This window comes from Pseudomonas shirazica (assembly GCF_015168335.1).
Lineage (GTDB): Bacteria > Pseudomonadota > Gammaproteobacteria > Pseudomonadales > Pseudomonadaceae > Aquipseudomonas > Aquipseudomonas asiatica.
Genome location: NZ_CP063456.1, coordinates 5,485,114 through 5,507,466 on the forward strand (window position 1 = coordinate 5,485,114; position 22,353 = coordinate 5,507,466).

At 62.6% G+C, this 22,353-nt stretch carries 19 protein-coding genes; 12 read left to right on the plus strand and 7 right to left on the minus strand.

Annotated elements, in window-relative coordinates; genetic code table 11:
- The first annotated feature begins 108 nt into the window (after positions 1 to 108).
- Positions 109 to 2,982 carry an aminomethyl-transferring glycine dehydrogenase gene (gene gcvP, locus IMX18_RS25310; RefSeq protein WP_100412819.1) on the plus strand — a complete coding sequence of 958 codons (2,874 nt, stop codon included), beginning with the start codon at positions 109 to 111 and terminating at the stop codon, positions 2,980 to 2,982.
- Between the two features lie 119 nt (positions 2,983 to 3,101).
- On the opposite strand, the gene IMX18_RS25315 is transcribed toward gcvP, so the two are convergent.
- The 3 genes from IMX18_RS25315 to IMX18_RS25325 all read right to left on the minus strand — a co-directional run bounded on the left by IMX18_RS25315 (position 3,102) and on the right by IMX18_RS25325 (position 5,700).
- Entirely contained in the window at positions 3,102 to 3,416 is a 315-nt protein-coding gene (locus IMX18_RS25315; RefSeq protein WP_003259356.1) for a DUF2388 domain-containing protein, read from the minus strand.
- Positions 3,417 to 3,505: 89 nt separating this feature from the next.
- Positions 3,506 to 5,191, minus strand: a complete 1,686-nt coding sequence (locus tag IMX18_RS25320; protein WP_100412818.1) for a GspE/PulE family protein — start codon at positions 5,189 to 5,191, stop codon at positions 3,506 to 3,508.
- 203 nt (positions 5,192 to 5,394) lie between these two features.
- Positions 5,395 to 5,700 carry a hypothetical protein gene (locus tag IMX18_RS25325; protein WP_003259353.1) on the minus strand — a complete coding sequence of 102 codons (306 nt, stop codon included), beginning with the start codon at positions 5,698 to 5,700 and terminating at the stop codon, positions 5,395 to 5,397.
- 126 nt (positions 5,701 to 5,826) lie between these two features.
- Between IMX18_RS25325 and IMX18_RS25330 the strand changes: the two genes are divergently transcribed.
- Positions 5,827 to 6,297 carry an Lrp/AsnC family transcriptional regulator gene (locus IMX18_RS25330; RefSeq protein WP_015272225.1) on the plus strand — a complete coding sequence of 157 codons (471 nt, stop codon included), beginning with the start codon at positions 5,827 to 5,829 and terminating at the stop codon, positions 6,295 to 6,297.
- Between the two features lie 85 nt (positions 6,298 to 6,382).
- On the opposite strand, the gene IMX18_RS25335 is transcribed toward IMX18_RS25330, so the two are convergent.
- Complete coding sequence (locus IMX18_RS25335; protein WP_015272224.1) at positions 6,383 to 7,750, minus strand: CYTH domain-containing protein; 1,368 nt, start codon at positions 7,748 to 7,750, stop codon at positions 6,383 to 6,385.
- Positions 7,751 to 7,968: 218 nt separating this feature from the next.
- Between IMX18_RS25335 and argE the strand changes: the two genes are divergently transcribed.
- On the plus strand, positions 7,969 to 9,111 hold the full coding sequence (gene argE, locus IMX18_RS25340; RefSeq protein ID WP_054573419.1) for an acetylornithine deacetylase: 1,143 nt from the start codon (positions 7,969 to 7,971) through the stop codon (positions 9,109 to 9,111).
- 124 nt (positions 9,112 to 9,235) lie between these two features.
- A complete protein-coding gene (gene argA / locus IMX18_RS25345) occupies positions 9,236 to 10,534 on the plus strand; it encodes an amino-acid N-acetyltransferase (RefSeq protein WP_013974710.1) in 1,299 nt (432 codons plus the stop codon).
- A gap of 151 nt (positions 10,535 to 10,685) precedes the next feature.
- On the opposite strand, the gene IMX18_RS25350 is transcribed toward argA, so the two are convergent.
- Together IMX18_RS25350 and IMX18_RS25355 are read right to left on the minus strand one after the other, a co-directional pair.
- Positions 10,686 to 12,062 carry a glutamine synthetase family protein gene (locus tag IMX18_RS25350; RefSeq protein WP_015272222.1) on the minus strand — a complete coding sequence of 459 codons (1,377 nt, stop codon included), beginning with the start codon at positions 12,060 to 12,062 and terminating at the stop codon, positions 10,686 to 10,688.
- Positions 12,063 to 12,334: 272 nt separating this feature from the next.
- The gene (locus IMX18_RS25355) at positions 12,335 to 12,595 is read right to left on the minus strand and encodes a hypothetical protein (protein WP_015272221.1); all 261 of its coding nucleotides are present in this window, start codon (positions 12,593 to 12,595) and stop codon (positions 12,335 to 12,337) included.
- Between the two features lie 41 nt (positions 12,596 to 12,636).
- Here IMX18_RS25355 and IMX18_RS25360 point away from each other — a divergent pair, with 41 nt between their 5' ends.
- From IMX18_RS25360 to IMX18_RS25390, 7 genes are all read left to right on the plus strand, one after another.
- Positions 12,637 to 13,995 (plus strand): glutamine synthetase family protein, encoded by a 1,359-nt coding sequence (locus IMX18_RS25360; protein WP_013974708.1) that lies wholly within the window; start codon positions 12,637 to 12,639, stop codon positions 13,993 to 13,995.
- Between the two features lie 46 nt (positions 13,996 to 14,041).
- On the plus strand, positions 14,042 to 15,403 hold the full coding sequence (locus tag IMX18_RS25365; RefSeq protein ID WP_015272220.1) for an aspartate aminotransferase family protein: 1,362 nt from the start codon (positions 14,042 to 14,044) through the stop codon (positions 15,401 to 15,403).
- Positions 15,404 to 15,573: 170 nt separating this feature from the next.
- A complete protein-coding gene (locus tag IMX18_RS25370) occupies positions 15,574 to 16,671 on the plus strand; it encodes a polyamine ABC transporter substrate-binding protein (protein WP_039615410.1) in 1,098 nt (365 codons plus the stop codon).
- A 158-nt stretch (positions 16,672 to 16,829) separates the two neighbouring features.
- Positions 16,830 to 17,924, plus strand: a complete 1,095-nt coding sequence (locus IMX18_RS25375) for a polyamine ABC transporter substrate-binding protein (RefSeq protein WP_015272218.1) — start codon at positions 16,830 to 16,832, stop codon at positions 17,922 to 17,924.
- 71 nt (positions 17,925 to 17,995) lie between these two features.
- The gene (gene potA, locus IMX18_RS25380) at positions 17,996 to 19,138 is read left to right on the plus strand and encodes a polyamine ABC transporter ATP-binding protein (RefSeq protein ID WP_013974704.1); all 1,143 of its coding nucleotides are present in this window, start codon (positions 17,996 to 17,998) and stop codon (positions 19,136 to 19,138) included.
- Entirely contained in the window at positions 19,135 to 20,055 is a 921-nt protein-coding gene (locus IMX18_RS25385) for an ABC transporter permease subunit (RefSeq protein WP_013974703.1), read from the plus strand. The genes potA and IMX18_RS25385 overlap by 4 nt, the downstream gene beginning before the upstream one ends.
- Positions 20,052 to 20,945 carry an ABC transporter permease subunit gene (locus IMX18_RS25390; protein WP_003258560.1) on the plus strand — a complete coding sequence of 298 codons (894 nt, stop codon included), beginning with the start codon at positions 20,052 to 20,054 and terminating at the stop codon, positions 20,943 to 20,945. Before IMX18_RS25385 ends, IMX18_RS25390 begins: the two co-directional genes overlap by 4 nt.
- A 106-nt stretch (positions 20,946 to 21,051) precedes the next feature.
- Here IMX18_RS25390 and IMX18_RS25395 read toward each other — a convergent pair whose 3' ends face one another.
- The gene (locus IMX18_RS25395; RefSeq protein WP_217189997.1) at positions 21,052 to 21,507 is read right to left on the minus strand and encodes an REP-associated tyrosine transposase; all 456 of its coding nucleotides are present in this window, start codon (positions 21,505 to 21,507) and stop codon (positions 21,052 to 21,054) included.
- 526 nt (positions 21,508 to 22,033) lie between these two features.
- On the opposite strand from IMX18_RS25395, the gene IMX18_RS25400 reads away from it, so the two are divergent.
- Positions 22,034 to 22,306: a DUF3077 domain-containing protein gene (locus IMX18_RS25400; RefSeq protein ID WP_015272215.1), complete on the plus strand. Its 273-nt coding sequence runs from the start codon at positions 22,034 to 22,036 to the stop codon at positions 22,304 to 22,306.
- The last annotated feature ends 47 nt before the right edge of the window (positions 22,307 to 22,353 follow it).

Consider the following 22,353-nt stretch of genomic DNA (forward strand, 5'->3'; position numbering starts at 1 on the left):
GCCGGCGATAGGGCCGGTACTGGCAAAACAAGTTTCCCCGCAGAATCGGCAATCCCTTCCTAGACTTGTAAGTCTCCATGAGAGCTGTTCCAGGAAGAGAGCGTCGTCATGTCCCAGTCGCCATCCCTGCATCAACTGCAAGAGCTCAACCCATTCCTGCGTCGCCACCTTGGCCCGGATGCCACGGAGCAGCAGGCCATGCTCAACGCGCTGGGTGTCGCCAGTCGCAGTGAGCTGATCGAGCAGACCGTACCACCAGACATCCGCCTCAATCGCCCCCTCGACCTGCCGCCGGCACTGGACGAACAGGCCGCCCTGGCCAAGCTCGCCGGTTACGCCGGGCAGAACCAGGTCTGGACCAGCCTGATCGGCATGGGCTACCACGGCACCATCACCCCCACGGTCATCCTGCGCAACGTGCTGGAAAACCCGGGCTGGTACACCGCTTACACGCCTTATCAGCCCGAGATTGCCCAAGGCCGGCTGGAGGCGCTGCTGAACTTCCAGCAGATGGTCATCGACCTCACCGGGCTGGCCCTGGCCAACGCCTCGCTGCTCGACGAAGCCACCGCCGCCGCCGAGGCCATGGCCCTGGCCAAGCGGGTGGCGCGCAACAAGAGCAATGCCTTCTTCGCCGACGAGCACTGTCACCCGCAGACCCTGTCGGTACTCAAGACCCGTGCCGAGGGCTTCGGCTTCGAGCTGATCGTCGACTCTGTGGATAACCTTGGCAAACACGCGGTTTTCGGGGCCTTGCTGCAGTACCCGGATACCCACGGCGAGGTGCGCGACCTGCGCCCGCAAATCGACCATTTGCACAGCCAGCATGCCCTGGCCTGCGTAGCCGCCGACCTGCTCAGCCTGGTGGTGCTGGCACCGCCTGGGGAGCTGGGTGCCGATGTGGTGCTGGGCTCGACCCAGCGCTTTGGCGTACCGATGGGCTATGGCGGCCCCCACGCGGCCTATTTCGCCTGCCGCGATGACTACAAGCGAGCCATGCCGGGGCGCATCATCGGCGTATCGCGCGATGCCCGTGGCAACACCGCGTTGCGCATGGCCCTGCAGACCCGCGAGCAGCATATCCGCCGCGAGAAGGCCAACTCCAACATCTGCACGGCCCAGGTGCTGCTGGCCAACATTGCCGGCTTCTACGCGGTGTACCACGGCCCGGAAGGCCTGCAGCGCATTGCCCAGCGCGTGCACCGGCTGACCTTCATCCTGGCCGCCGGCCTCGAGGCCAAGGGCATCAAGCGCCTAAACCAGCACTTCTTCGACACCCTCACCCTGGACGTCGGCGGTGCCCAGGCGGCCATCATCGAAAGCGCCGAAGCCGCGCAGATCAACTTGCGCATCCTCGGCCGCGGGCACCTGGGCGTGAGCCTGGACGAGACCTGCTCGGAGCAGACGGTGCTGCGCCTGTTCGACATCTTCCTGGGGGTGGACCACGGCCTGGATATAGCCGCACTCGACCAGCTGGCCCTGCCCGAAGGCATCCCCGCCAGCCTGGTGCGGCGCACGCCGTTCCTCGCCCACCCGGTGTTCAACCTGCACCACAGCGAAACCGAGATGCTGCGCTACCTCAAGCAGCTCGAGAACAAGGACCTGGCGCTGAACCAGTCGATGATCCCGCTGGGTTCGTGCACCATGAAGCTCAACGCCACCAGCGAGATGATCCCCATCACCTGGCCTGGCTTTGCCCAGCTGCATCCGTTTGCCCCGGCGGCCCAGGCCACCGGCTACAAGGCGATGATCGACGAACTGGAAAGCTGGCTGTGCGCCATTACCGGCTTCGATGCCATCTGCATGCAGCCCAACTCCGGTGCCCAGGGCGAGTACGCTGGCCTGATGGCCATTACCCGCTATCACCGCAGCCGCCACCAGCCGCAACGCACGCTGTGCCTGATCCCGTCGTCGGCCCACGGCACCAACCCGGCGTCGGCGCAAATGGCCGGCATGGAGGTGGTGATCGTCGATTGCGACGACGATGGCAACGTCGACCTGCCCGACCTCAAGGCCAAGGCCCACTCGGCCGGGGATCGGTTGTCGTGCCTGATGATCACTTACCCGTCGACCCACGGCGTGTACGAAGAGGGGATTCGCGAAATCTGCGAAGTGGTCCACCAGCACGGTGGCCAGGTGTACATGGATGGCGCCAACCTCAATGCCCAGGTGGGCCTGGCGCGGCCGGCGGATATCGGCGCCGACGTTTCACACATGAACCTGCACAAGACCTTCTGCATCCCCCACGGTGGTGGCGGGCCGGGCATGGGCCCGATCGGCATTCGCGCGCACCTCAAGCCGTTCGTCGCCAGCCACCCGGTGGTGCCGGTACCCGGCCTGGACCCGAACAACAGCGCGGTCAGCGCCGCGCCCTGGGGCAGTGCGAGCATCCTGCCGATCAGCTGGATGTACATAGCCATGATGGGGCCGCAGCTGGCCGATGCCAGCGAGGTGGCGATCCTCTCGGCCAATTACCTGGCCAGCCAGCTGGGTGGCGCCTTCCCGGTGCTCTACCGCGGGCGCAACCAGCGGGTGGCGCATGAGTGCATCCTCGACCTGCGGCCGCTGAAGGCGCTGACCGGCATCAGCGAAGAGGACGTGGCCAAGCGCCTGATGGACTATGGCTTCCACGCGCCGACCATGTCGTTCCCGGTGCCCGGCACGCTGATGGTCGAGCCGACCGAGAGTGAGTCGAAGGCCGAGTTGGACCGCTTTGTTGAAGCGATGCTGGCGATTCGGGCGGAAATTGGCGAAGTGCAGGAGGGCAACTGGCCGGCGGAGAACAACCCGCTCAAGCATGCGCCGCATACCCTGGCCGATGTGCTGGCGGTGTGGGACAGGCCCTACAGCCTGGAACAGGCGGTGGCGCCCAGTGCTCATGTGCGCCAGCACAAGTACTGGCCAGCGGTGAACCGGGTCGACAATGTTTATGGGGACAGGAACCTGTTCTGTGCTTGTGTGCCGGTGGAGGCTTACCGCTAATTGTGGTTTGCCTGTGCCGGCCTCTTCGCGGGTAAACCCGCTCCCACAGGGCTTGTACAAGTTTTGAATACTGTGCAGTACCTGTGGGAGCGGGTTCACCCGCGAAGCAGGCGACGCGGTTACTCGGCTACCGCATTCTTGGCCAGGATGGCATTGGCCAGTTCCATGTCGGAAGCCTGCATCCCCGGGTTCTCCGCGCGGGCCTGGCGAATCGCCGCTTCAAGGAATGGCCCGCGGATCGCGCCTTCGCTGGCCACGAAGCTGCCGGCGTCATCCTGCGCCGCCATCACCAGCTTGTGATCCCCGGAAGTCAGGTAGCTCGATGCCGTGGTAGCACCGGTAGTCATCACGTTACGCCAGAAGGTATCGGCCATGGCCGAGCCGATAGGCAGCGAAAGCAAGGCAGCGGCAGCGATGGCGGTTTTGAAACGCATGTTGAAACACCTCGAAGGGTGAGGGTTGAAGATGCGCGGTTTGATCCTGCCACAGGGGGGCAAGTTCCTTGAATACAAAGGATTTTTGCTCAGGAACAGGCCCGTAGCACTTCCTCTTGGCGGGTCTGCCCGCAGGCTACCTTGGCTTCGCCGCAGCGGCGCAGATCGAGCAAGCCATCGGCCACGGCCTGGCGCCGCAAACTGGCCAGATCGCTGCCCGGGCCTATCAGGGCGCGCAGGCTGTCGCTGGGTATCAGCAGCTCGAACAACCCTGTGCGGCCATGGAACCCCGTGCCACGACAGGTACGGCATGGCTGCCCTTCGCGCAGCGCTGTATCACCCCGGCAATCCGCGCACAGTGTGCGCACCAGCCGCTGGGCCATGACCCCCACCAGCGTCGCCTTGATCAGGTAGTCGGCCACACCCAGCTCCTGCAGGCGGGTGATCGCGCCACAGGCGTCGTTGGTATGCAGGGTCGACAGGACCAGGTGCCCGGTAAGGGCTGCCTGTACCGCCACCAGGGCGGTCTCGCGATCACGGATTTCGCCGATCATGATGATGTCCGGGTCCTGGCGCAGCATGGCCCGCACACCATTGGCGAATCCCAGGTCCAGGGCGGGTTGCACCTGCAACTGGTTGAAGGCGGGTTCCAGGCGCTCGATCGGGTCTTCGATGGTGCACAGGTTGACCTGCGGCGTGGCCAGCAGCTTGAGGCTGGCGTAAAGCGTGCTGGTCTTGCCGGACCCGGTGGGGCCGGTAACCAGGATGATGCCCTGACGATGACGCAGCAGGCCTTGCCACTGGTCCAGTTGCGCCCCGTCCAGGCCGAGCCGGTCGAAGCCCTCTTGCAACTGTTGCGGGTCGAACAGGCGCAGCACCAGTTTCTCGCCGAACGGAGTCGGCAAGGTCGACAGTCGCAGTTCCACCTCGCCGCCGCCAGGCAGGCGGCTATGCAGCCGGCCATCCTGCGGCCGCCGTTTTTCCGCGACGTCCATGCGCCCCAGGTGTTTCAGGCGGCTGACCAGCGCCAGGGTCACCCCGGCGGGGAAGGCGTAGACGTTGTGCAGCAGGCCGTCGATGCGGTAGCGCAGTTGGCCCTGTTCGCGGCGTGGTTCCAGGTGGATATCGCTGGCGCGTTGCTCGATGGCGTACTGCAGCAGCCAGTCGACGATATGCACGATGTGCGCGTCGTCCGCACTGGCCTCGGCCTGGCGCTTGCCCAGCTCCAGCAGCTGTTCGAGTTCGCCCAGGCTGGCTGACTGCTGGTGTTGCGCGCCCTTTACCGATTGGGCCAGGCGGTGGAACGACTGCCCTGCCTGGCGGACCTGCTGCGGGCTGGCCAGAACGCGCCGGATCGGCCGGCCCAGGCTGCGGGTGAGGTCGGCCAGCCAGTCGTCCTGGTAGGGCTGGGCGCTGGCGACGGTGACGCTGGAGGCGTCGGCGGCGACGATAAGGATGCCGTGGCGCTGGGCGAAGGCCGGGGATATCAGGCCGGTGACCTGGGGCAGGTCCAGTTGCAGCGGGTCGATGCGCAGGTAGGGCTGGCCGACCTTGTTGGCCAGCCATTGGCAGAGGCGATCCAGGTCCAGGGGCTCGCCAGGGTGTCGGCGGTCTTCCAGGGCGCAGGCGGCGATCTGTTCCAGCGGGTGGGCGGTGGGGTGATTGGCGGCGTGCTCGAGTACCTGCAGGGTGTCGTTGGCGTGCAGGTGCTGGTCGGCGAGCAGGGCCTGGAGCACGCGCTTGAGGTCGAGTGCCGGGTTGTCGGGGGAGTGCATGGTTGGCGTCCGTGCCTGATAGGGGAGTGCTGATCAAGGCTAGCCGGACGGCGGAAGGTTAACGGAAGTGAAAAGTTTCGGAAATTTACTGTGCCTGTACTGGCCCTATCGCTGGCAAGCCAGCTCCCACAGGACCACCACAGGCTCGAAGATTGCGCTGTACCTGTGGGAGCCGGCTTGCCGGCGATAGGGTCGGTAAATGCTTACACAACCGCCAGCTCCACCCGCTGCAGGTTGCTCAGGCTCACCTCACCCACACACACCAGGTTACGCAGTTTTTGCGCAATCACCTCGGCCCGGTGCCAGCTCAGGCCGCCGATGCCGACCTCGATATCCAGCCAGTCGTCCTGCTGACTGACCTGCACGCTGTGCGGGGTCAGGAACTGCAGGGCAAACAGGTTGAGTACCCGGCACAGGCTGTCAGGCTCGGCCTCGGCCTGCAGGCGATAGTGCACGGTGCTGTGGGCGCTGCTGGCGGCCCAGGCGTCGGTACGGGGCTGTGCGTTCATGCTGGTCTCCGCAAATGTTGGAGAAATTCTTGCACGTTGGTGGCGGTATTTTTTCGCTATTATTTGAGCATTTCGCGGTATTGGCGAATTGATCTATTCATAAAATGATTCTCAGGAGAATTGTCTATGCACAGCGAGCTGGATGCCTACGACCGCCGTATCCTCGAACTGCTGCAGGAGGACGCTTCGCTGTCCAGCGCGCAGATCGCCGAACGCGTGGGGCTGTCGCAATCGCCGTGCTGGCGGCGTATCCAACGGTTGAAGGAGGAGGGGGTGATTCGTGGGCAGGTGACCTTGCTGGACCGCAAGAAGGTCGGCCTGAACACGCAGATTTTCGCCGAGGTGAAACTGAACGCCCATGGGCGCTCCAACTTCACAGAGTTCACCGACGCGATCCGCGGGTTTCCGGAGGTGCTGGAGTGTTATGTGCTGATGGGGTCGGTGGACTTTCTGTTGCGCATCGTCACCCCGGATATCGAGGCTTATGAACGGTTCTTCTTCGAAAAGCTGTCGAACGTGCCGGGGATTCAGGAGGTGAACTCGATCGTGGCGCTGTCGGAGATCAAGTCCACCACCAGCCTGCCACTGTCGCGGTGAGGTCTTCGCAGCACAAGGCTGCTCCTACAGGGGATATCGGTGCCCTGTAGGAGCAGCCTTGTGCTGCGAAGCAGGCGACGCGGTATCAAGCCTTGAGCAGGTGCTTCCAGCCGCGGCTCTGATCCACCGCCCGAGCCTGCTCGATACGCGCTTCCAGTACCTCATCGCTGATCGGCTGCTCAGCCAGCTCATGTAGCTTCTTCAGGTCGCCATACAGGCGGTCCATCTGGGGCGCTTCCAGCACCTGACGAGCATGGTGCAGCCAGGCCAGCAGCTGCTCGATACGCGGCAGTTGCTCGGCCAGGTCTTCCGGCCGCTGGGTGTACAGCGGCAGCTTCAACGCTCGGCCTTCTTCGCCCAGCAGGTGCGCCAGCCAGCTTGCCAGCTGCGCCTTGCCCTGGCGCTCGCCACGGCCTTTGCGCTCCACGGTCCAGGCACGGGCCAGCAGCCAGCGCGAGGTTTCCAGCGAGAACTGGCCCCAGCGCACGTCTTCCAGTTCTTCGGCGAACTGCTCGGGGGCGGCGCGGCGGATATCTTCGTCTTCGTTACCGGCCTGCACCAGCGGGCGCCAGTCTTCGAGCAAGGCGTCCAGGCTGCTGCGCAGGTCACGGGTGATGGCGCGTGGCGCGGCCTGGCCCAGGCTGGCGGTAATGGCACGCAGCTCGCTCAGGCACTCGACCCAGTCCTGCAGCAGGCGCCAGTGGCCGTTGTGGCGGTATTGCTCGGCCAGGCGCTGGCTGCTGCCCAGCAGTTGCCAGGCCAGTGCGGCGTAGGCGTCGTCCACGGCCATTTCGGCTTCCAGCTCGGTGTGCGGCAGGCCCAGCTCGTAGCTGTCCGGCTCCAGCAGGCGGTAGCCACGCTCGGCCTTGCTGATGTCGCATGGCATCAGCGGCAGGCTGGCGGCCAGCTCGGCGGCCAGTTCCAGCAGTGCCTGCGGCTCACCTTCACGCAGTTCCAGTTCCAGCTCGCAGATTTCTTCCTTGCGCTTGCCGGCGATCACGAAACCCTGGTCCAGTGCGGCCTCGATCACCACCTTGCTCTTGCCACGGCCCCAGGCGATTTCGGCGTATTCACGGCTGAAGTCAGTGGTGAACAGCGGCTTGATGGTCTTTTTGTCCAGGTTGGCCAGTTGCGCGGGCCAGCAGCTGTCGTCGAGCTTCTTCAGGTCGAGCTTGACCTTGTCCAACTGCCATTCGTGCTCGTTGCGTTCGGACAGGCCGGCCACGCTGGTGCCGCGGCACTTGAGGGTCTGGATGATGGCCTCGCCATCGCGGCGCAGGCGCAGGGCGACACGGGCAGCAGAGAGCTCGCGTTCGGGGGTGTCGAAGTACTGGTTGAGCAGTTCGCGGGTCTGCCAGCCGGACTTGTTGCGCTTTTTCAGCAGAGGGTGCTCGCGCAGGGCGGCAAGGGTCTCGCGGCTGGCGCGGAGCTTGAGTTCGGTTTCTTTGTGCATCACAGGCTCGAAGGAGGGGCGTGGTTGCCCAGCAGTCTACAGGAGTCGGCTCTCGTCTGTTGGATCGTGGAGGCTTCTTCGCGGGTGAACCCGCTGCCACAGGTCCTGTGCTGCCCTCAGGTGCGGCGCTTTCCCTGTGGTAGCGGGTTTACCCGCGAAGAAGCCCACACGGTTGGACGGCATTGCTATGATGGGCAACGCTTCCGAGGAGTACGCGCATGCCGTTGCCGACGCTGAAAGACCAGTTCGCCGCCCTGATCGCCGCGCCCTCGGTCAGTTGCACCCAGCCTGCGCTGGACCAGTCCAATCGCCAGGTCATCGACCTGCTGGCCGGTTGGTTGGGCGACCTGGGTTTCAAGTGCGACATCCAGCAGGTCAGCCCCGGCAAGTTCAACCTGCTGGCCAGCCGTGGCACCGGCCCGGGTGGCCTGGTGCTGGCGGGGCACAGCGACACGGTGCCCTATGACGAACAGCTGTGGGCCAGCGACCCGCTGAAGCTGACCGAAACCGATGGCCGCTGGGTCGGCCTGGGCAGCTGCGACATGAAGGGCTTCTTCGCCCTGGTCATCGAGGCGGTCATCCCGCTGCTGGAGCACGGTTTCAAGCAGCCGCTGCTGATCCTCGCTACCTGTGACGAAGAAAGCTCCATGTCCGGGGCCCGTGCCCTGGCCGAGGCCGGCCAGCCGCTCGGCCGTGCGGCGGTGATCGGCGAGCCCACCGGGCTGCGGCCGATCCGCATGCACAAGGGCATCCTCATGGACCGCATCGACATCCTCGGGCGCAGCGGCCACTCCTCGGACCCAAGCCTGGGCCGCAGCGCCATGGAGGCCATGCACGCAGTGATGGGCGAGCTGATGGGGTTGCGCCAGCAATGGCAGCAGACCTACCGCAACCCGCAGTTCACCGTACCGACCCCGACCATGAACTTCGGCTGCATCCACGGCGGCGACAACCCCAACCGAATCTGCGGCCAATGTGCCCTGGAGTTCGACCTGCGCCCACTGCCAGGCATGGATGTGGAGCAACTGCGCGCGGCCATTCGCGCCAAGCTGATGCCGGTGGCAGAGCGCTTTGAGGTGCGCATCGACTATGCGCCGCTGTTCCCGGAGGTGCCGCCATTCGAGCAGGCCGCCGACGCCGAGCTGGTGCAAGTGGCGGAGCGCCTGACCGGCCATCGCGCCGAAGCGGTGGCGTTCGGCACCGAAGCGCCTTATCTTCAGCAACTGGGTTGCCAGACCATCGTGCTGGGCCCCGGCGACATCGCCTGTGCTCACCAGCCCGGCGAATACCTGGAAATGTCACGAATCGAGCCTACCGTGCGTCTATTGCGTGACCTGATCCGGCACTATTGCCTGGACTAAACGTCAACCGAACTGTTTCGTTCCTGCCTAGAGGAGACCGCGCGTGACCGCAAGCCTGTTCCGACGATGATCCTGAACGCCCCCTGTATCGCCGTTCTCCGTCCACTTATCCACAGGCCCTGTCATGCCCGACTACGTCAACTGGCTGCGTCATGCCTCCCCGTATATCAATGCCCATCGCGACTGCACCTTCGTGGTCATGCTCCCTGGCGATGGGGTGGAACACCCTAATTTCGGCAACATCGTCCACGACCTGGTGCTGCTGCACAGCCTGGGCGTGCGCCTGGTGCTGGTGCATGGCTCGCGCCCGCAGATCGAAAGCCGCCTGGCTGATCGCGGCCTGACCCCGCACTACCACCGTGGCCTGCGCATCACCGATGCCGCCACCCTGGATTGCGTGATCGATGCCGTCGGCGCCCTGCGCCTGGCCATCGAGGCACGCCTGTCGATGGACATCGCCGCTTCGCCGATGCAGGGTTCGCGCCTGCGCGTGGCGTCCGGCAACCTGGTCACGGCGCGGCCGATCGGTGTGCTCGAAGGCGTGGACTACCACCACACCGGCGAAGTGCGCCGGGTCGACCGCAAGGGCATCAGCCGCCTGCTCGACGAGCGCTCCATCGTGCTGTTGTCACCGCTGGGCTACTCGCCCACGGGGGAAATCTTCAACCTGGCCTGCGAAGACGTGGCCACCCGCGCCGCCATTGAACTGGGTGCCGACAAGCTGCTGCTGTTCGGTGCCGAGCCGGGCTTGCTGGATGCCGATGGCAAGCTGGTGCGTGAGCTGCGCCCGCAGCAGGTTGCCCCGCATCTGCAGCGCCTGGGCAGCGATTACCAGGGAGAATTGCTGGATGCCGCGGCCGAAGCCTGCAAAGGCGGCGTGGCGCGCAGCCATATCGTCAGCTATGCCGAGGACGGCGCCTTGCTGACCGAGCTGTTCACCCGTGGCGGTGGCGGCACGCTGGTGTCGCAGGAGCAGTTCGAAGTGGTACGCGAGGCGACCATCGAGGACGTGGGCGGTTTGCTGGAGCTGATCAGCCCGCTGGAAGAGCAGGGCATCCTGGTACGCCGTTCGCGTGAGGTGCTGGAGCGGGAGATCGAGCAGTTCAGCGTGGTCGAGCGCGAAGGCATGATCATCGCCTGTGCGGCGTTGTACCCGATTGCCGACTCCGATGCCGGCGAGCTGGCGTGCCTGGCGGTGAACCCGGAGTACCGCCATGGCGGGCGTGGCGACGAGCTGCTGGAGCGCATCGAAAGCCGGGCGCGACAGTTGGGGCTGAACACCTTGTTCGTGCTGACGACGCGTACCGCGCACTGGTTCCGCGAACGCGGGTTTGCGCCGAGTGGGGTCGAGCGACTGCCAGCGGCGCGGGCTTCGCTGTACAACTACCAGCGTAATTCGAAGATCTTCGAGAAGCCCTTGTAAACCTGTACTGGCCTCTTCGCGGGTGAACCCGCTCCCACAGGATCTTCACCGGACCTGAGGCCGGCGCGGTCCCTGTGGGAGCGGGTTTACCCGCGAAGCAGGCGACACCGATCTCGAACAAAAACGCCGCCCTTGTGGGCGGCGTTTTCGTTTACACGGTATGCAGGTACCAGTTGTACTCGAGGTCGGAGATCGAGTGCTCGAACTCCTCCAGCTCGCTCTCCTTGCACGCGACGAAGATGTCGATGTACTTCGGATCGATGTACTTGTTCAGGATCTCGCTGTCGTCCAGCTCGCGCAGGGCATCGCGCAGGTTGTTCGGCAGGCTCTGCTCCAACTGCTCGTACGAGTTGCCTTCGATCGGCTCACCCGGCTCGACCTTGTTGGTCAGGCCATGGTGCACGCCGGCCAGTACGGCGGCCATCATCAGGTACGGGTTGGCGTCGGCACCGGCCACGCGGTGCTCGATGCGCACGGCGTCCGGCGAACCGGTCGGCACGCGCAGGGCCACGGTGCGGTTGTCCAGGCCCCAGCTTGGCGCGTTCGGTACATAGAACTGCGCGCCGAAGCGGCGGTACGAGTTGACGTTCGGGCAAAGGAACGCCATGGACGCGGGCAGGGTCTCGAGCACACCGCCGACAGCGTGACGTAGCGCGGCGTTCTGCTCGGGATCCTCGCTGGTGAAGATGTTGTTGCCATCTTTGTCCAGCACGGAAATGTGTACATGCAGGCCGTTGCCTGCCTGGCCCGGGTAGGGCTTGGCCATGAAGGTGGTGTCCATTTCATGGTCGTAGGCGATGTTCTTGATCAACCGCTTGAGCAGTACCGCGTAATCGCAGGCCTTGAGCGGGTCGGCCACGTGGTGCAGGTTGACTTCGAACTGCGCTGGGGCGCTTTCCTTGACGATGGCGTCGGCCGGGATGCCTTGCTCCTTCGCGCCTTCCAGGATGTCCTGCAGGCAGTCGGCGTATTCGTCGAGGTCGTCGATCAGGTACACCTGGGTCGACTGCGGGCGCTTGCCCGAAATTGGCGAGCGCGGCGGCTGCGGGCGGCCGTTCACGTTCTCCTGGTCGATCAGGTAGAACTCCAGCTCGAACGCGGCGCAGATGGTCAGGCCCATCTCGGTGAACTTGTCGACCACCTGGCGCAGCACTTCACGCGGGTCGGCAAAAAACGGCTCACCTTCGAGCTCGTGCATGGTCATCAGCAGCTGGGCGGTCGGGCGCTTCTGCCAGGGTTCGTTGGAGAGGGTGCCGGGGATCGGGTAGCAGATGCGGTCAGCATCGCCGATGTCCAGGCCCAGCCCGGTGCTTTCGACGGTGGAACCGTTGATGTCCAGGGCGAAGAGGGAGGCAGGCAGGTTGATGCCTTTCTCGTAAACCTTGTGGAGGCTGGTGCGCTCTATGCGCTTGCCACGCACCACACCATTCATATCTGCAATCAGAAGGTCAACGTAGAGAACCTCAGGATGTTCCTTAAGGAACGCGTTCGCTTCGTTAAGCTGAACGGCACGCGGGGGTACCGACATGATGCAACACCTTTGTTGTTAAAAATATCAATCAAGGGGGGCTTGCAAGACCAGTCAATCGAAAAGACAAACTGATGTCAAGCCAACCCCATGATGCCCTGAAATGGCACATCGACGGCAGATTTGCTGCATATCGGGGCAAGCCATTATCCGCTATTTCTCTCGCAAAGGGCTATCTCCGACCAACCGTGTTTTATTTTTTACGGAGGTGTTGTGTAAAAAAATGAACAAGGCTAAGCTCGGTCTCAACCCAGAACACAATAATACGAGGGTCACATGGTCCGCTTGCCGAGACCTGAAAGCACTGCCTGCGCAGTGCCATCGGGTACATCCGTCATTTTTGCAAGCTTCGTCAATGGCGTGGCCGCCCTGGCCGCAATAATTGACGTTTGGTGCTCCCGGACCTGCCCTCGCAGCGGCTTGCCGCCCTTCGTTTCGTCTTCCTGCCTTTCGAACTCATTACGGACACACTTGTTTTCAGTGTATCCACTGCGGCTCTGCGCGGGGGTTTTTGCTTTAGCAATGTACTCCATCCAGAATCAGTGCGCGGACCACCTTACCTCCTGAGGTATTTATGAGTAACAACCTCGACCAGCTCACCGATTGGTTGAAAGAGCACAAGATCACCGAAGTCGAATGCATGATCAGTGACCTGACCGGCATCACGCGCGGCAAGATTTCGCCTACCAACAAGTTCATCGCCGAAAAAGGCATGCGCCTGCCTGAGAGTGTGCTGCTGCAGACCGTGACCGGCGACTACGTCGACGACGACATCTATTACGAACTGCTGGACCCGGCGGACATCGACATGATCTGCCGCCCCGACGAGAACGCCGTGTTCCTGGTGCCATGGGCCATCGAGCCGACCGCCCAGGTGATTCACGACACCTACGACAAGAAGGGCAACCCGGTCGAACTGTCGCCGCGCAACGTGCTGAAGAAAGTCCTCAAGCTATACGCCGACAAGGGCTGGCAGCCGATCGTCGCGCCGGAGATGGAGTTCTACCTGACCAAGCGCAGCGAAGACCCGGACTTCCCGCTGCAGCCCCCGGTAGGCCGTTCGGGCCGGCCGGAAACCGGCCGCCAGTCGTTCTCGATCGAAGCCGCCAACGAATTCGACCCGCTGTTCGAAGACGTCTACGACTGGTGCGAACTACAGCAGCTGGACCTCGACACGCTGATCCATGAAGACGGCACGGCGCAGATGGAGATCAACTTCCGTCATGGCAACGCTCTGCACCTGGCCGACCAGATCCTGGTGTTCAAGCGCACCATGCGCGAGGCCGCGCTCAAGCACAATGTGGCCGCCACTTTCATGGCCAAGCCCATGACCGGTGAGCCAGGCAGTGCCATGCACCTGCACCAGAGCGTGGTCGACGTGGCCACCGGCAAGAACATCTTCAGCAACGACGACGGCAGCATGAGCGAACTGTTCCTGCACCACATCGGTGGCCTGCAGAAGTTCATCCCCGAGGCATTGCCGCTGTTCGCCCCCAACGTCAACTCGTTCCGCCGCTTCCTGCCCGACACCTCGGCGCCGGTGAACGTGGAATGGGGCGAGGAAAACCGTACCGTCGGCCTGCGCGTGCCGGACGCCGGCCCGCAAAGCCGCCGGGTCGAGAACCGCCTGCCAGGCGCCGACGCCAACCCTTACCTGGCCATCGCCGCCAGCCTGCTGTGTGGCTACATCGGCATGGTCGAAGGCATCGACGCCAGCGCGCCGGTGCAGGGCCGTGGCTACGAACGCCGCAACCTGCGCCTGCCACTGACCATCGAAGATGCCCTGGAACGCATGGAAAACAGCCGTGCACTGGTGCAGTACCTGGGCAAGAAGTTCATCACCGGCTACGTCGCCACCAAGCGCGCCGAGCACGAGAACTTCAAGCGAGTCATCAGTTCCTGGGAGCGTGAGTTCCTGCTGTTTGCTGTCTGATCAACTTGGTGCCGCAGGACGCGGCTGTCGAACAACGGAGAAGCACATGAGCGTCAACAACCCGCAAACCCGTGAATGGCAAACCCTGAGCGGGGAGCATCACCTCGCGCCCTTCAGTGACTACAAGCAGCTGAAGGAGAAGGGGCCGCGCATCATCACCAAGGCCCAGGGTGTGCATTTGTGGGATAGCGAGGGGCACAAGATCCTCGACGGCATGGCTGGCCTGTGGTGCGTGGCTGTGGGCTATGGCCGTGAAGAACTGGTGCAGGCGGCAGAAAAGCAGATGCGCGAGCTGCCGTACTACAACCTGTTCTTCCAGACTGCCCACCCGCCTGCGCTGGAACTGGCCAAGGCGATCTCCGACGTGGCGCCGCAAGGCATGACCCATGTGTTCTTCACCGGCTCCGGCTCCGAAGGCAACGACACCGTGCTGCGCATGGTCCGCCATTACTGGGCGCTGAAAGGCAAGCCACAGAAGCAGACCATCATCGGCCGCATCAACGGCTACCACGGCTCCACCGTGGCTGGTGCCAGCCTGGGTGGCATGAGCGGCATGCACGAGCAGGGCGGCCTGCCGATTCCTGGCATCGTGCATATCCCACAGCCTTACTGGTTCGGCGAAGGCGGCGACATGACCCCGGATGAGTTCGGGGTGTGGGCGGCCGAGCAGCTGGAGCAGAAAATCCTCGAAGTCGGCGAAGACAACGTCGCCGCCTTCATCGCCGAGCCGATCCAGGGTGCCGGCGGCGTGATCATCCCGCCGGAAACCTACTGGCCGAAGGTCAAGGAGATCCTCGCCAAGTACGAAATCCTGTTCGTTGCCGACGAAGTGATCTGCGGTTTCGGCCGCACCGGCGAGTGGTTCGGCTCCGACTACTACGACCTCAAGCCCGACCTGATGACCATCGCCAAGGGCCTGACTTCCGGTTACATCCCCATGGGCGGTGTGATCGTGCGTGACACCGTGGCCCAGGTACTCAGCGAAGGCGGCGACTTCAACCACGGCTTCACCTACTCCGGCCACCCGGTAGCGGCGGCGGTGGGCCTGGAAAACCTGCGCATCCTGCGCGACGAGAAAATCGTCGAGAAGGCGCGCACCGAAGCGGCACCTTATTTGCAAAAGCGTTTGCGTGAGCTGCAGGACCACCCTCTGGTGGGCGAGGTACGCGGCCTGGGCCTGCTCGGCGCGATCGAGCTGGTCAAGGACAAGGCCACCCGCAGCCGTTACGAAGGCAAGGGCGTGGGCATGATCTGCCGCACCTTCTGCTTCGAAAACGGCCTGATCATGCGTGCGGTGGGTGACACCATGATCATTGCGCCGCCGCTGGTGATCAGCCATGCAGAGATCGACGAACTGGTGGAAAAGGCACGCAAATGCCTGGACCTGACGCTCGAAGCGATTCGTTGACAGTTTGCTAGGCTAGCGATGTGACATTAAGTCGTTACAAGGCCCTGCTTTCCTTGATACAGAGCCTTGTAACTTGCCAGACTAGCGACTGTTTCAGTCGCCGCGCGCTCTGCACCGTAGGTCCTGGCTGCTGAACAGATGGCTAAATAAAAAATTCTGGAGCATTACGCATGAATAAATTGGGCAAGACGTTGCTGGCCACCGCCCTGATGGGTGCCATGGCTACCGCTGTTCAGGCTGAAGACAAGGTGTTGAACGTCTACAACTGGTCGGACTACATCGCTCCGGACACCATCGCCAAGTTCGAGAAACAGTCGGGCATCAAGGTCAAGTACGACGTATTCGACAGCAACGAAACCCTCGAGGCCAAACTGCTGGCCGGCAAGTCCGGCTACGACATCGTAGTGCCGTCCAACAACTTCCTGGCCAAGCAGATCAAGGCTGGCGTGTATGAGGAACTGGACCGCTCCAAGTTGCCGAACTGGAAAAACCTCGACCCTGACCTGCTCAAGGCCGTTGGCGATGCCAGCGACAAGGACAACAAGCACGCCTTCCCGTACATGTGGGGCTCGATCGGTATCGGCTACAACCCGGAGAAGGTCAAGGCCGCGCTGGGCGTGGACAAGATCGACTCGTGGGACGTGGTGTTCAAGCCTGAGAACATCGCCAAGCTCAAGAGCTGCGGCGTGAGCTTCCTCGATGCCCCGACCGAAATGCTCCCGGCTGCTCTGCACTACCTGGGCCTGCCGACCGACAGTACCAAGAAGGAAGACCTGAAGGCCGCCGAGGACCTGTTCCTCAAGATCCGTCCTTCGATCACCTACTTCCACTCGTCCAAGTACATCGGCGACATGGCCAACGGCAACATCTGCGTAGCTGTCGGTTACTCGGGTGACCTGGAGCAGTCCAAGGCCCGTGCCCACGAAGCTGGCGACAAGGTCAAGGTGGACTACGTCATTCCGAAGGAAGGTGCCGGTACCTTCTACGACATGGTCGCCATCCCCAAGGATGCCGAGCATAAAGACGCTGCCTACCAGTTCATGAACTTCCTGATGCAGCCGGAAATCATGGCCGAGATCACCAACGCCGTGCGCTTCCCGAACGGCAACGCTGCCGCCACCCAGTTCGTGGACAAGGAAATCACCAGCGATCCGAGCATCTATCCACCAGCTGAAGTGAAGAAGCAGCTGTACGCGATCGCTGCGCCTGAAGCTTCTGCCCAGCGTGTGATCACCCGCAGCTGGACCAAGATCAAGTCGGGCAAATAAGCCCGATGCGGTACCTCTGGGTCGGGGAGTCCCGGCCCAGAGCCAGTGAAAGGCAATTGATGATTGCGGCATCGAAGCTGCGAAGGTAAGTTGCGCGCCGGTTTTGCGTGTGCGGCAGCATTGTCGCTACCCAGGCACTGATTGTGAGGACCACCCACTTGTCCATTTCTGTATTCCGCAAGGCCTTGATGGCTGGAGCGGGCCTGACGCTGGCATGCAGCGTCCAAGCGGCGCCTACGGTGCACTTCTACAACTGGTCCGACTACATCGGCCCGACCACACTCGCGGACTTCGAGAAAGCCACAGGCATCAAGCCCGTGCAAGATGTGTTCGATTCCAACGAAACTCTGGAAGGCAAGCTGCTGGCCGGCAATACCGGCTATGACGTGGTAGTGCCGTCCAACCATTTCCTCGGCAAGCAGATCAAGGCGGGCGCGTTCCAGAAGCTCGACAAGAACCTGCTGCCCAATTATTCCAACCTGGACCCGGCGCTGATGAAGCGCCTGGAAAGGAACGACCCGGGCAACCAGTACGCCGTGCCTTACCTGTGGGGCACCAACGGCATCGGTTACAACGTCGACAAGGTGAAGGCCGCGCTGGGCGTGGACACCATCGACTCCTGGGCAGTGCTGTTCGAGCCCGAGAACATGAAGAAGCTCGCCAAGTGCGGCGTGGCCTTCCTCGACTCGGCGGACGAAATGCTGCCGGCGGTGCTCAACTACATGGGGCTGGACCCTAACAGCACCAATGCCAAGGACTACCAGGCCGCCGAGAAGAAACTGCTGGCGGTACGCCCGTACGTGACCTACTTCCACTCGTCCAAGTACATCACCGACCTGGCCAACGGCGACATCTGCGTCGCGGCAGGTTTCTCAGGTGATGTGTTCCAGGCCAAGACCCGCGCCGAAGAAGCGAAGAAGGGCGTGAACCTGGCCTACGCCATTCCCAAGGAAGGCGGCAACCTCTGGTTCGACGTGCTGGCGATTCCCAAGGACGCCAAGAACGTCAAAGAGGCGCATGCCTTCATCAACTATTTGCTGAAGCCTGAGGTTATCGCCCAGGTCAGTGATTACGTCGGTTACGCCAACCCGAACCCCAAGGCTGGCGACCTGATGGACCAGGCCGTGAGGACTGACGCCGCGGTTTACCCACCGCAGGAAGTGCTGAACAAGATGTTCGTGAATTCAGAGTTGCCACCCAAGGTGCAACGGCTGATGACCCGTAGCTGGACCAAGGTCAAGTCGGGCAAGTAAAAATCCAGGCCCGTGGCGGCACCTGTAGCACAGGGCTCGCGGGCACAAAAATCTTGTTGGGAGTTTCACTCATGGCAGTTGCCTCCGGTGCCTATAAAAAAGCCCTCGAGGGTGGCCAGCAACCCAAGCAGGTGCTGGTCAAGATCGACCGGGTCACGAAAAAGTTCGACGAAACGGTAGCCGTGGACGATGTGTCCCTGGAAATCCGCAAGGGCGAGATCTTCGCCCTGCTGGGGGGCTCCGGTTCCGGCAAGTCCACCTTGCTGCGCATGCTGGCCGGCTTCGAACGCCCGACCGAAGGGCGGATCTTCCTCGATGGCGTCGACATCACCGACATGCCGCCCTACGAGCGGCCGATCAATATGATGTTCCAGTCCTACGCGCTGTTCCCGCACATGACCGTGGCGCAGAACATCGCCTTCGGTCTGCAGCAGGACAAGATGCCCAAGGCCGAGATCGACGCCCGCGTGGCCGAGATGCTCAAGCTGGTGCACATGACCCAGTACGCCAAGCGCAAGCCGCACCAGCTGTCCGGCGGCCAGCGCCAGCGCGTGGCACTGGCCCGCTCGCTGGCCAAGCGCCCCAAGCTGCTGCTGCTCGACGAGCCGATGGGTGCACTGGACAAGAAACTGCGTTCGCAGATGCAGCTGGAACTGGTGGAGATCATCGAGCGCGTTGGCGTGACCTGCGTGATGGTGACCCACGACCAGGAAGAGGCCATGACCATGGCCCAGCGCATCGCCATCATGCACCTGGGCTGGATCGCCCAGATCGGCTCGCCGGTGGACATCTACGAGACGCCTACCAGCCGCCTGGTGTGCGAATTCATCGGCAACGTCAACCTGTTCGAAGGTGAAGTGGTCGACGACGCCGAAGGCCACGCGATCATTGCCAGCCCGGAGCTGGAGCGCAAGATCTATGTCGGCCACGGCATCACCACGTCGGTGGAAGACAAGCACATCACCTACGCCCTGCGCCCGGAAAAGATGCTGGTCACCACCCAGCAACCGACCTGCGAGCACAACTGGTCGCGCGGCAAGGTTCACGACATTGCCTACCTGGGTGGCCACTCGGTGTTCTACGTCGAGTTGCCGAGCGGCAAGGTCGTCCAGTCGTTCGTCGCCAACGCCGAGCGCCAGGGCACCCGCCCGACCTGGGGCGATGAAGTGTACGTGTGGTGGGAAGACGACAGCGGCGTGGTACTGCGGTCATGAAACTGCGCAAGCTCAAGCGAGCCTTCCAGCGTATTACCCCGGAGGGGCGGCACCTGGTGATCGGCGTGCCGTTCATCTGGCTGTTCCTGTTCTTCATGCTGCCGTTCTTCATCGTGCTGAAGATCAGCTTCGCCGAAGCCGACGTGGCGATCCCGCCGTATACCGAGATCTACAGCTACGTCGAAGACAAGCTGCAGCTGGTGCTCAACCTGGCCAACTATGGCCTGTTGACCGAGGATGAGCTGTATATCTCGGCCTACCTGGGCTCGCTGAAGATGGCCTTCTTCAGCACCCTGCTGTGCCTGTTGATCGGCTACCCGATGGCCTATGCCATTGCCAACGCCAAGAAGGAAACCCAGACGGTCCTGCTGTTGCTGATCATGATGCCGACCTGGACCGCGATCCTGATCCGCGTCTATGCCTGGATGGGCATTCTCAGCAACAACGGCCTGCTCAACGGCTTCCTGCTGTGGACCGGGTTGATCGACCAGCCGCTGCAAATCCTCAACACCAACCTGGCGGTGTACATCGGCGTGGTCTATTCGTACCTGCCGTTCATGATCCTGCCGCTGTTCGCCAACCTGGTGAAGCACGACCCGAGCCTGCTCGAGGCCGCTTCGGACCTGGGTTCGAGCACCTTCAACAGCTTCTGGAAGATCACCGTACCACTGTCGAAGAACGGCATCATCGCCGGCTGCATGCTGGTGTTCATCCCGGTGGTGGGCGAGTTCGTGATTCCTGAACTGCTTGGCGGCCCGGAAACCCTGATGATCGGCAAGGTGCTGTGGCAAGAGTTCTTCAACAACCGTGACTGGCCGGTGGCCTCTGCGCTGGCGGTGGTCATGCTGGCGATCCTGATCGTGCCGATCCTGCTGTTCAACCGCAGCCAGGCCAAAGAAATGGAGGGCAGGGCATGAAGCGCTTCAGTTTCTCCAAGCTGATGCTGGTGCTCGGCTTGCTGTTCATCTACCTGCCGATGCTGATCCTGGTGATCTACTCGTTCAACGCCTCCAAGCTGGTGACGGTGTGGGGTGGCTGGTCGGTGAAGTGGTACGTCGGCCTGCTCGACAACACCCAGTTGATGGGGTCGGTGATGCGTTCGCTGGAAATCGCCTGCTACACGGCGGTGGCGGCGGTGGCGCTGGGTACCTTGGCGGCGTTCGTGCTGACCCGGGTTACCCGCTTCAAGGGACGCACGCTGTTCGGTGGCCTGGTCACCGCGCCGTTGGTAATGCCCGAGGTGATCACCGGCCTGTCGCTGTTGCTGCTGTTCGTGGCCATGGCGCAGATGATCGGTTGGCCGCAGGAGCGTGGCATCGTCACCATCTGGATCGCCCATACCACGTTCTGTGCCGCGTATGTGGCGGTGGTGGTGTCGGCACGCCTGCGGGAGCTGGACCTGTCGATCGAGGAAGCGGCGATGGACCTGGGTGCCAAGCCGTGGAAGGTGTTCTTCCTGATCACCATCCCGATGATTGCGCCATCGCTGGCGGCGGGCGGCATGATGTCGTTCGCCCTGTCGCTGGATGACCTGGTACTGGCCAGCTTCGTCTCCGGCCCTGGTTCGACCACCTTGCCGATGGAAGTGTTCTCGGCGGTGCGCCTGGGCGTGAAGCCGGAGATCAACGCCGTGGCCAGCCTGATCCTGCTGTCGGTGTCGCTGGTGACCTTCTTCGTCTGGTACTTCAGCCGCCAAGCGGAAGAGCGCCGGCGCAAGGCGATACAGCAGGCGATCGAAGAGGGCGCTGCGGCGAATGCTTCGCAGCCACAGGTGAAGCGCCCGGCGCAGGTTGCGGCGTCGGCCTGATCTGGCCCTTTCGCGGGCTCGCCCGCTCCCACAGGGATCACCACAAGCCTGAAGGCTGTGATGTCCTTGTGGGAGCGGGCAAGCCCGCGAAGGCCCCAACGCCGACTCAAAGCCATACCGCATCCCAGTGTGGATAGTCCCTGACACTCCTGACCAATCCTGCTCTCAGAGGATTGGCAACAATGTACCGGGCTGTATGCACCACACACTCTTCCCGCCGCAGCGCATGGTCATGGTAACCGGGTTGCCAGATCGGTTTGTGCCTGACACCTGCCTTGCGTAACGCAATGGCTGTGCGTGATTTGAACTTGCGCATCAACGTTCCCAATGCCACTTCCTTCAGCTCGACCAGCCAGTGCAGGTGGTCCGGCATCACTACCGAGGCCAGGGAATGGCAATCCTGAATGTCATTTGAAACCCGCAGATGTTTGACCACCAGGCGAGCATTGTCGAAGTCATGGAACAGTGGTTTTCGTTGGTGCGTGATGGTGGTCAGCAGGTAGAGCCTGCCTGGCTCGGAGTAGCGCCCACGACGCAGTCGGTGGGATTCGGCTAGTGGCATTGTGATCTTCCTTGAAATTGAATCTCCTTTTGAAAGGTAGTGGCTGAAGCGGGGGTTACCGGGTGGCTGATGGTTTCTGAATATGGCAGAAGCTCATGCATTGCTGTGCCGGCCTCTTCGCGGGCGCGCCCGCTCCCACAGGTACAGCACTGGCTTGGGGCTGGCGACATTCCTGTGGGAGCGGGCATGCCCGCGAAGGGGCCCTCAAGGCGTACGACTTTTCATCAACTCAAACCAAAGGCTTCAGTTGGATCGGCTTGGGAATTATCCTACGAGCCGTGTGGAAGCTGCTCTGTTGTAGGGGAAATGCCCCAGGGATAACGTCGTCGAGTCGCCAACCAAGGTGACCGGGTGTGAGAAACCCGCTCGATGTTGAACAGGCTTCCTGTCATGGCGGCCTTGCGTGGGCAGGCCTAGGCCTGGCCGGGTTCAATGTCCTCGGTTTTCTCACCCCGCGTACGGCTGCCACCCCTTATCCGTGAGAAAGATGAGCTGGCGGTTCCATAAACGACATTGGATTCCGACCATGACAACGCACGTTCCAAATCACCCAAAAAACAGCAGCACCGTCGGCCGCGAAACCTGCATGGACCTGTTTCGCGTCCAGGCCAACATCCCCTTCAACCATGCCTTCTCCGAACTCTCCGTAATGCTCGGTTGCATCAATCACCTGACGACCGAAGCCGAGATGGAAAATGACCGGCTGGCCGGTAGTGCCGCGAGAATTCTCAGTGGCTTTGCAAAAGCACTGATCGATGACATCGAACTGGGACTGAACAAGGCTTCAGTTCAGCTCTGACCTTCACCCTTTCGCGGGCACGCCCGCTCCCACAGGTACAGCGCACG

Excerpts from the sequence above, each read along its gene's own strand:
- potA (WP_013974704.1), top strand. The coding sequence starts at position 17,996 with ATGGCAGTTGCCTCCGGTGCCTATAAAAAAGCCCTCGAGGGTGGCCAG.
- IMX18_RS25350 (WP_015272222.1), bottom strand. The coding sequence starts at position 12,062 with ATGTCGGTACCCCCGCGTGCCGTTCAGCTTAACGAAGCGAACGCGTTC.
- IMX18_RS25370 (WP_039615410.1), top strand. The coding sequence starts at position 15,574 with ATGAATAAATTGGGCAAGACGTTGCTGGCCACCGCCCTGATGGGTGCC.
- IMX18_RS25315 (WP_003259356.1), bottom strand. The coding sequence starts at position 3,416 with ATGCGTTTCAAAACCGCCATCGCTGCCGCTGCCTTGCTTTCGCTGCCT.
- IMX18_RS25330 (WP_015272225.1), top strand. The coding sequence starts at position 5,827 with ATGCACAGCGAGCTGGATGCCTACGACCGCCGTATCCTCGAACTGCTG.
- IMX18_RS25400 (WP_015272215.1), top strand. The coding sequence starts at position 22,034 with ATGACAACGCACGTTCCAAATCACCCAAAAAACAGCAGCACCGTCGGC.
- argA (WP_013974710.1), top strand. The coding sequence starts at position 9,236 with ATGCCCGACTACGTCAACTGGCTGCGTCATGCCTCCCCGTATATCAAT.
- gcvP (WP_100412819.1), top strand. The coding sequence starts at position 109 with ATGTCCCAGTCGCCATCCCTGCATCAACTGCAAGAGCTCAACCCATTC.
- argE (WP_054573419.1), top strand. The coding sequence starts at position 7,969 with ATGCCGTTGCCGACGCTGAAAGACCAGTTCGCCGCCCTGATCGCCGCG.
- IMX18_RS25395 (WP_217189997.1), bottom strand. The coding sequence starts at position 21,507 with ATGCCACTAGCCGAATCCCACCGACTGCGTCGTGGGCGCTACTCCGAG.
- IMX18_RS25385 (WP_013974703.1), top strand. The coding sequence starts at position 19,135 with ATGAAACTGCGCAAGCTCAAGCGAGCCTTCCAGCGTATTACCCCGGAG.
- IMX18_RS25355 (WP_015272221.1), bottom strand. The coding sequence starts at position 12,595 with ATGGAGTACATTGCTAAAGCAAAAACCCCCGCGCAGAGCCGCAGTGGA.
- IMX18_RS25335 (WP_015272224.1), bottom strand. The coding sequence starts at position 7,750 with ATGCACAAAGAAACCGAACTCAAGCTCCGCGCCAGCCGCGAGACCCTT.
- IMX18_RS25360 (WP_013974708.1), top strand. The coding sequence starts at position 12,637 with ATGAGTAACAACCTCGACCAGCTCACCGATTGGTTGAAAGAGCACAAG.
- IMX18_RS25390 (WP_003258560.1), top strand. The coding sequence starts at position 20,052 with ATGAAGCGCTTCAGTTTCTCCAAGCTGATGCTGGTGCTCGGCTTGCTG.
- IMX18_RS25325 (WP_003259353.1), bottom strand. The coding sequence starts at position 5,700 with ATGAACGCACAGCCCCGTACCGACGCCTGGGCCGCCAGCAGCGCCCAC.
- IMX18_RS25320 (WP_100412818.1), bottom strand. The coding sequence starts at position 5,191 with ATGCACTCCCCCGACAACCCGGCACTCGACCTCAAGCGCGTGCTCCAG.
- IMX18_RS25365 (WP_015272220.1), top strand. The coding sequence starts at position 14,042 with ATGAGCGTCAACAACCCGCAAACCCGTGAATGGCAAACCCTGAGCGGG.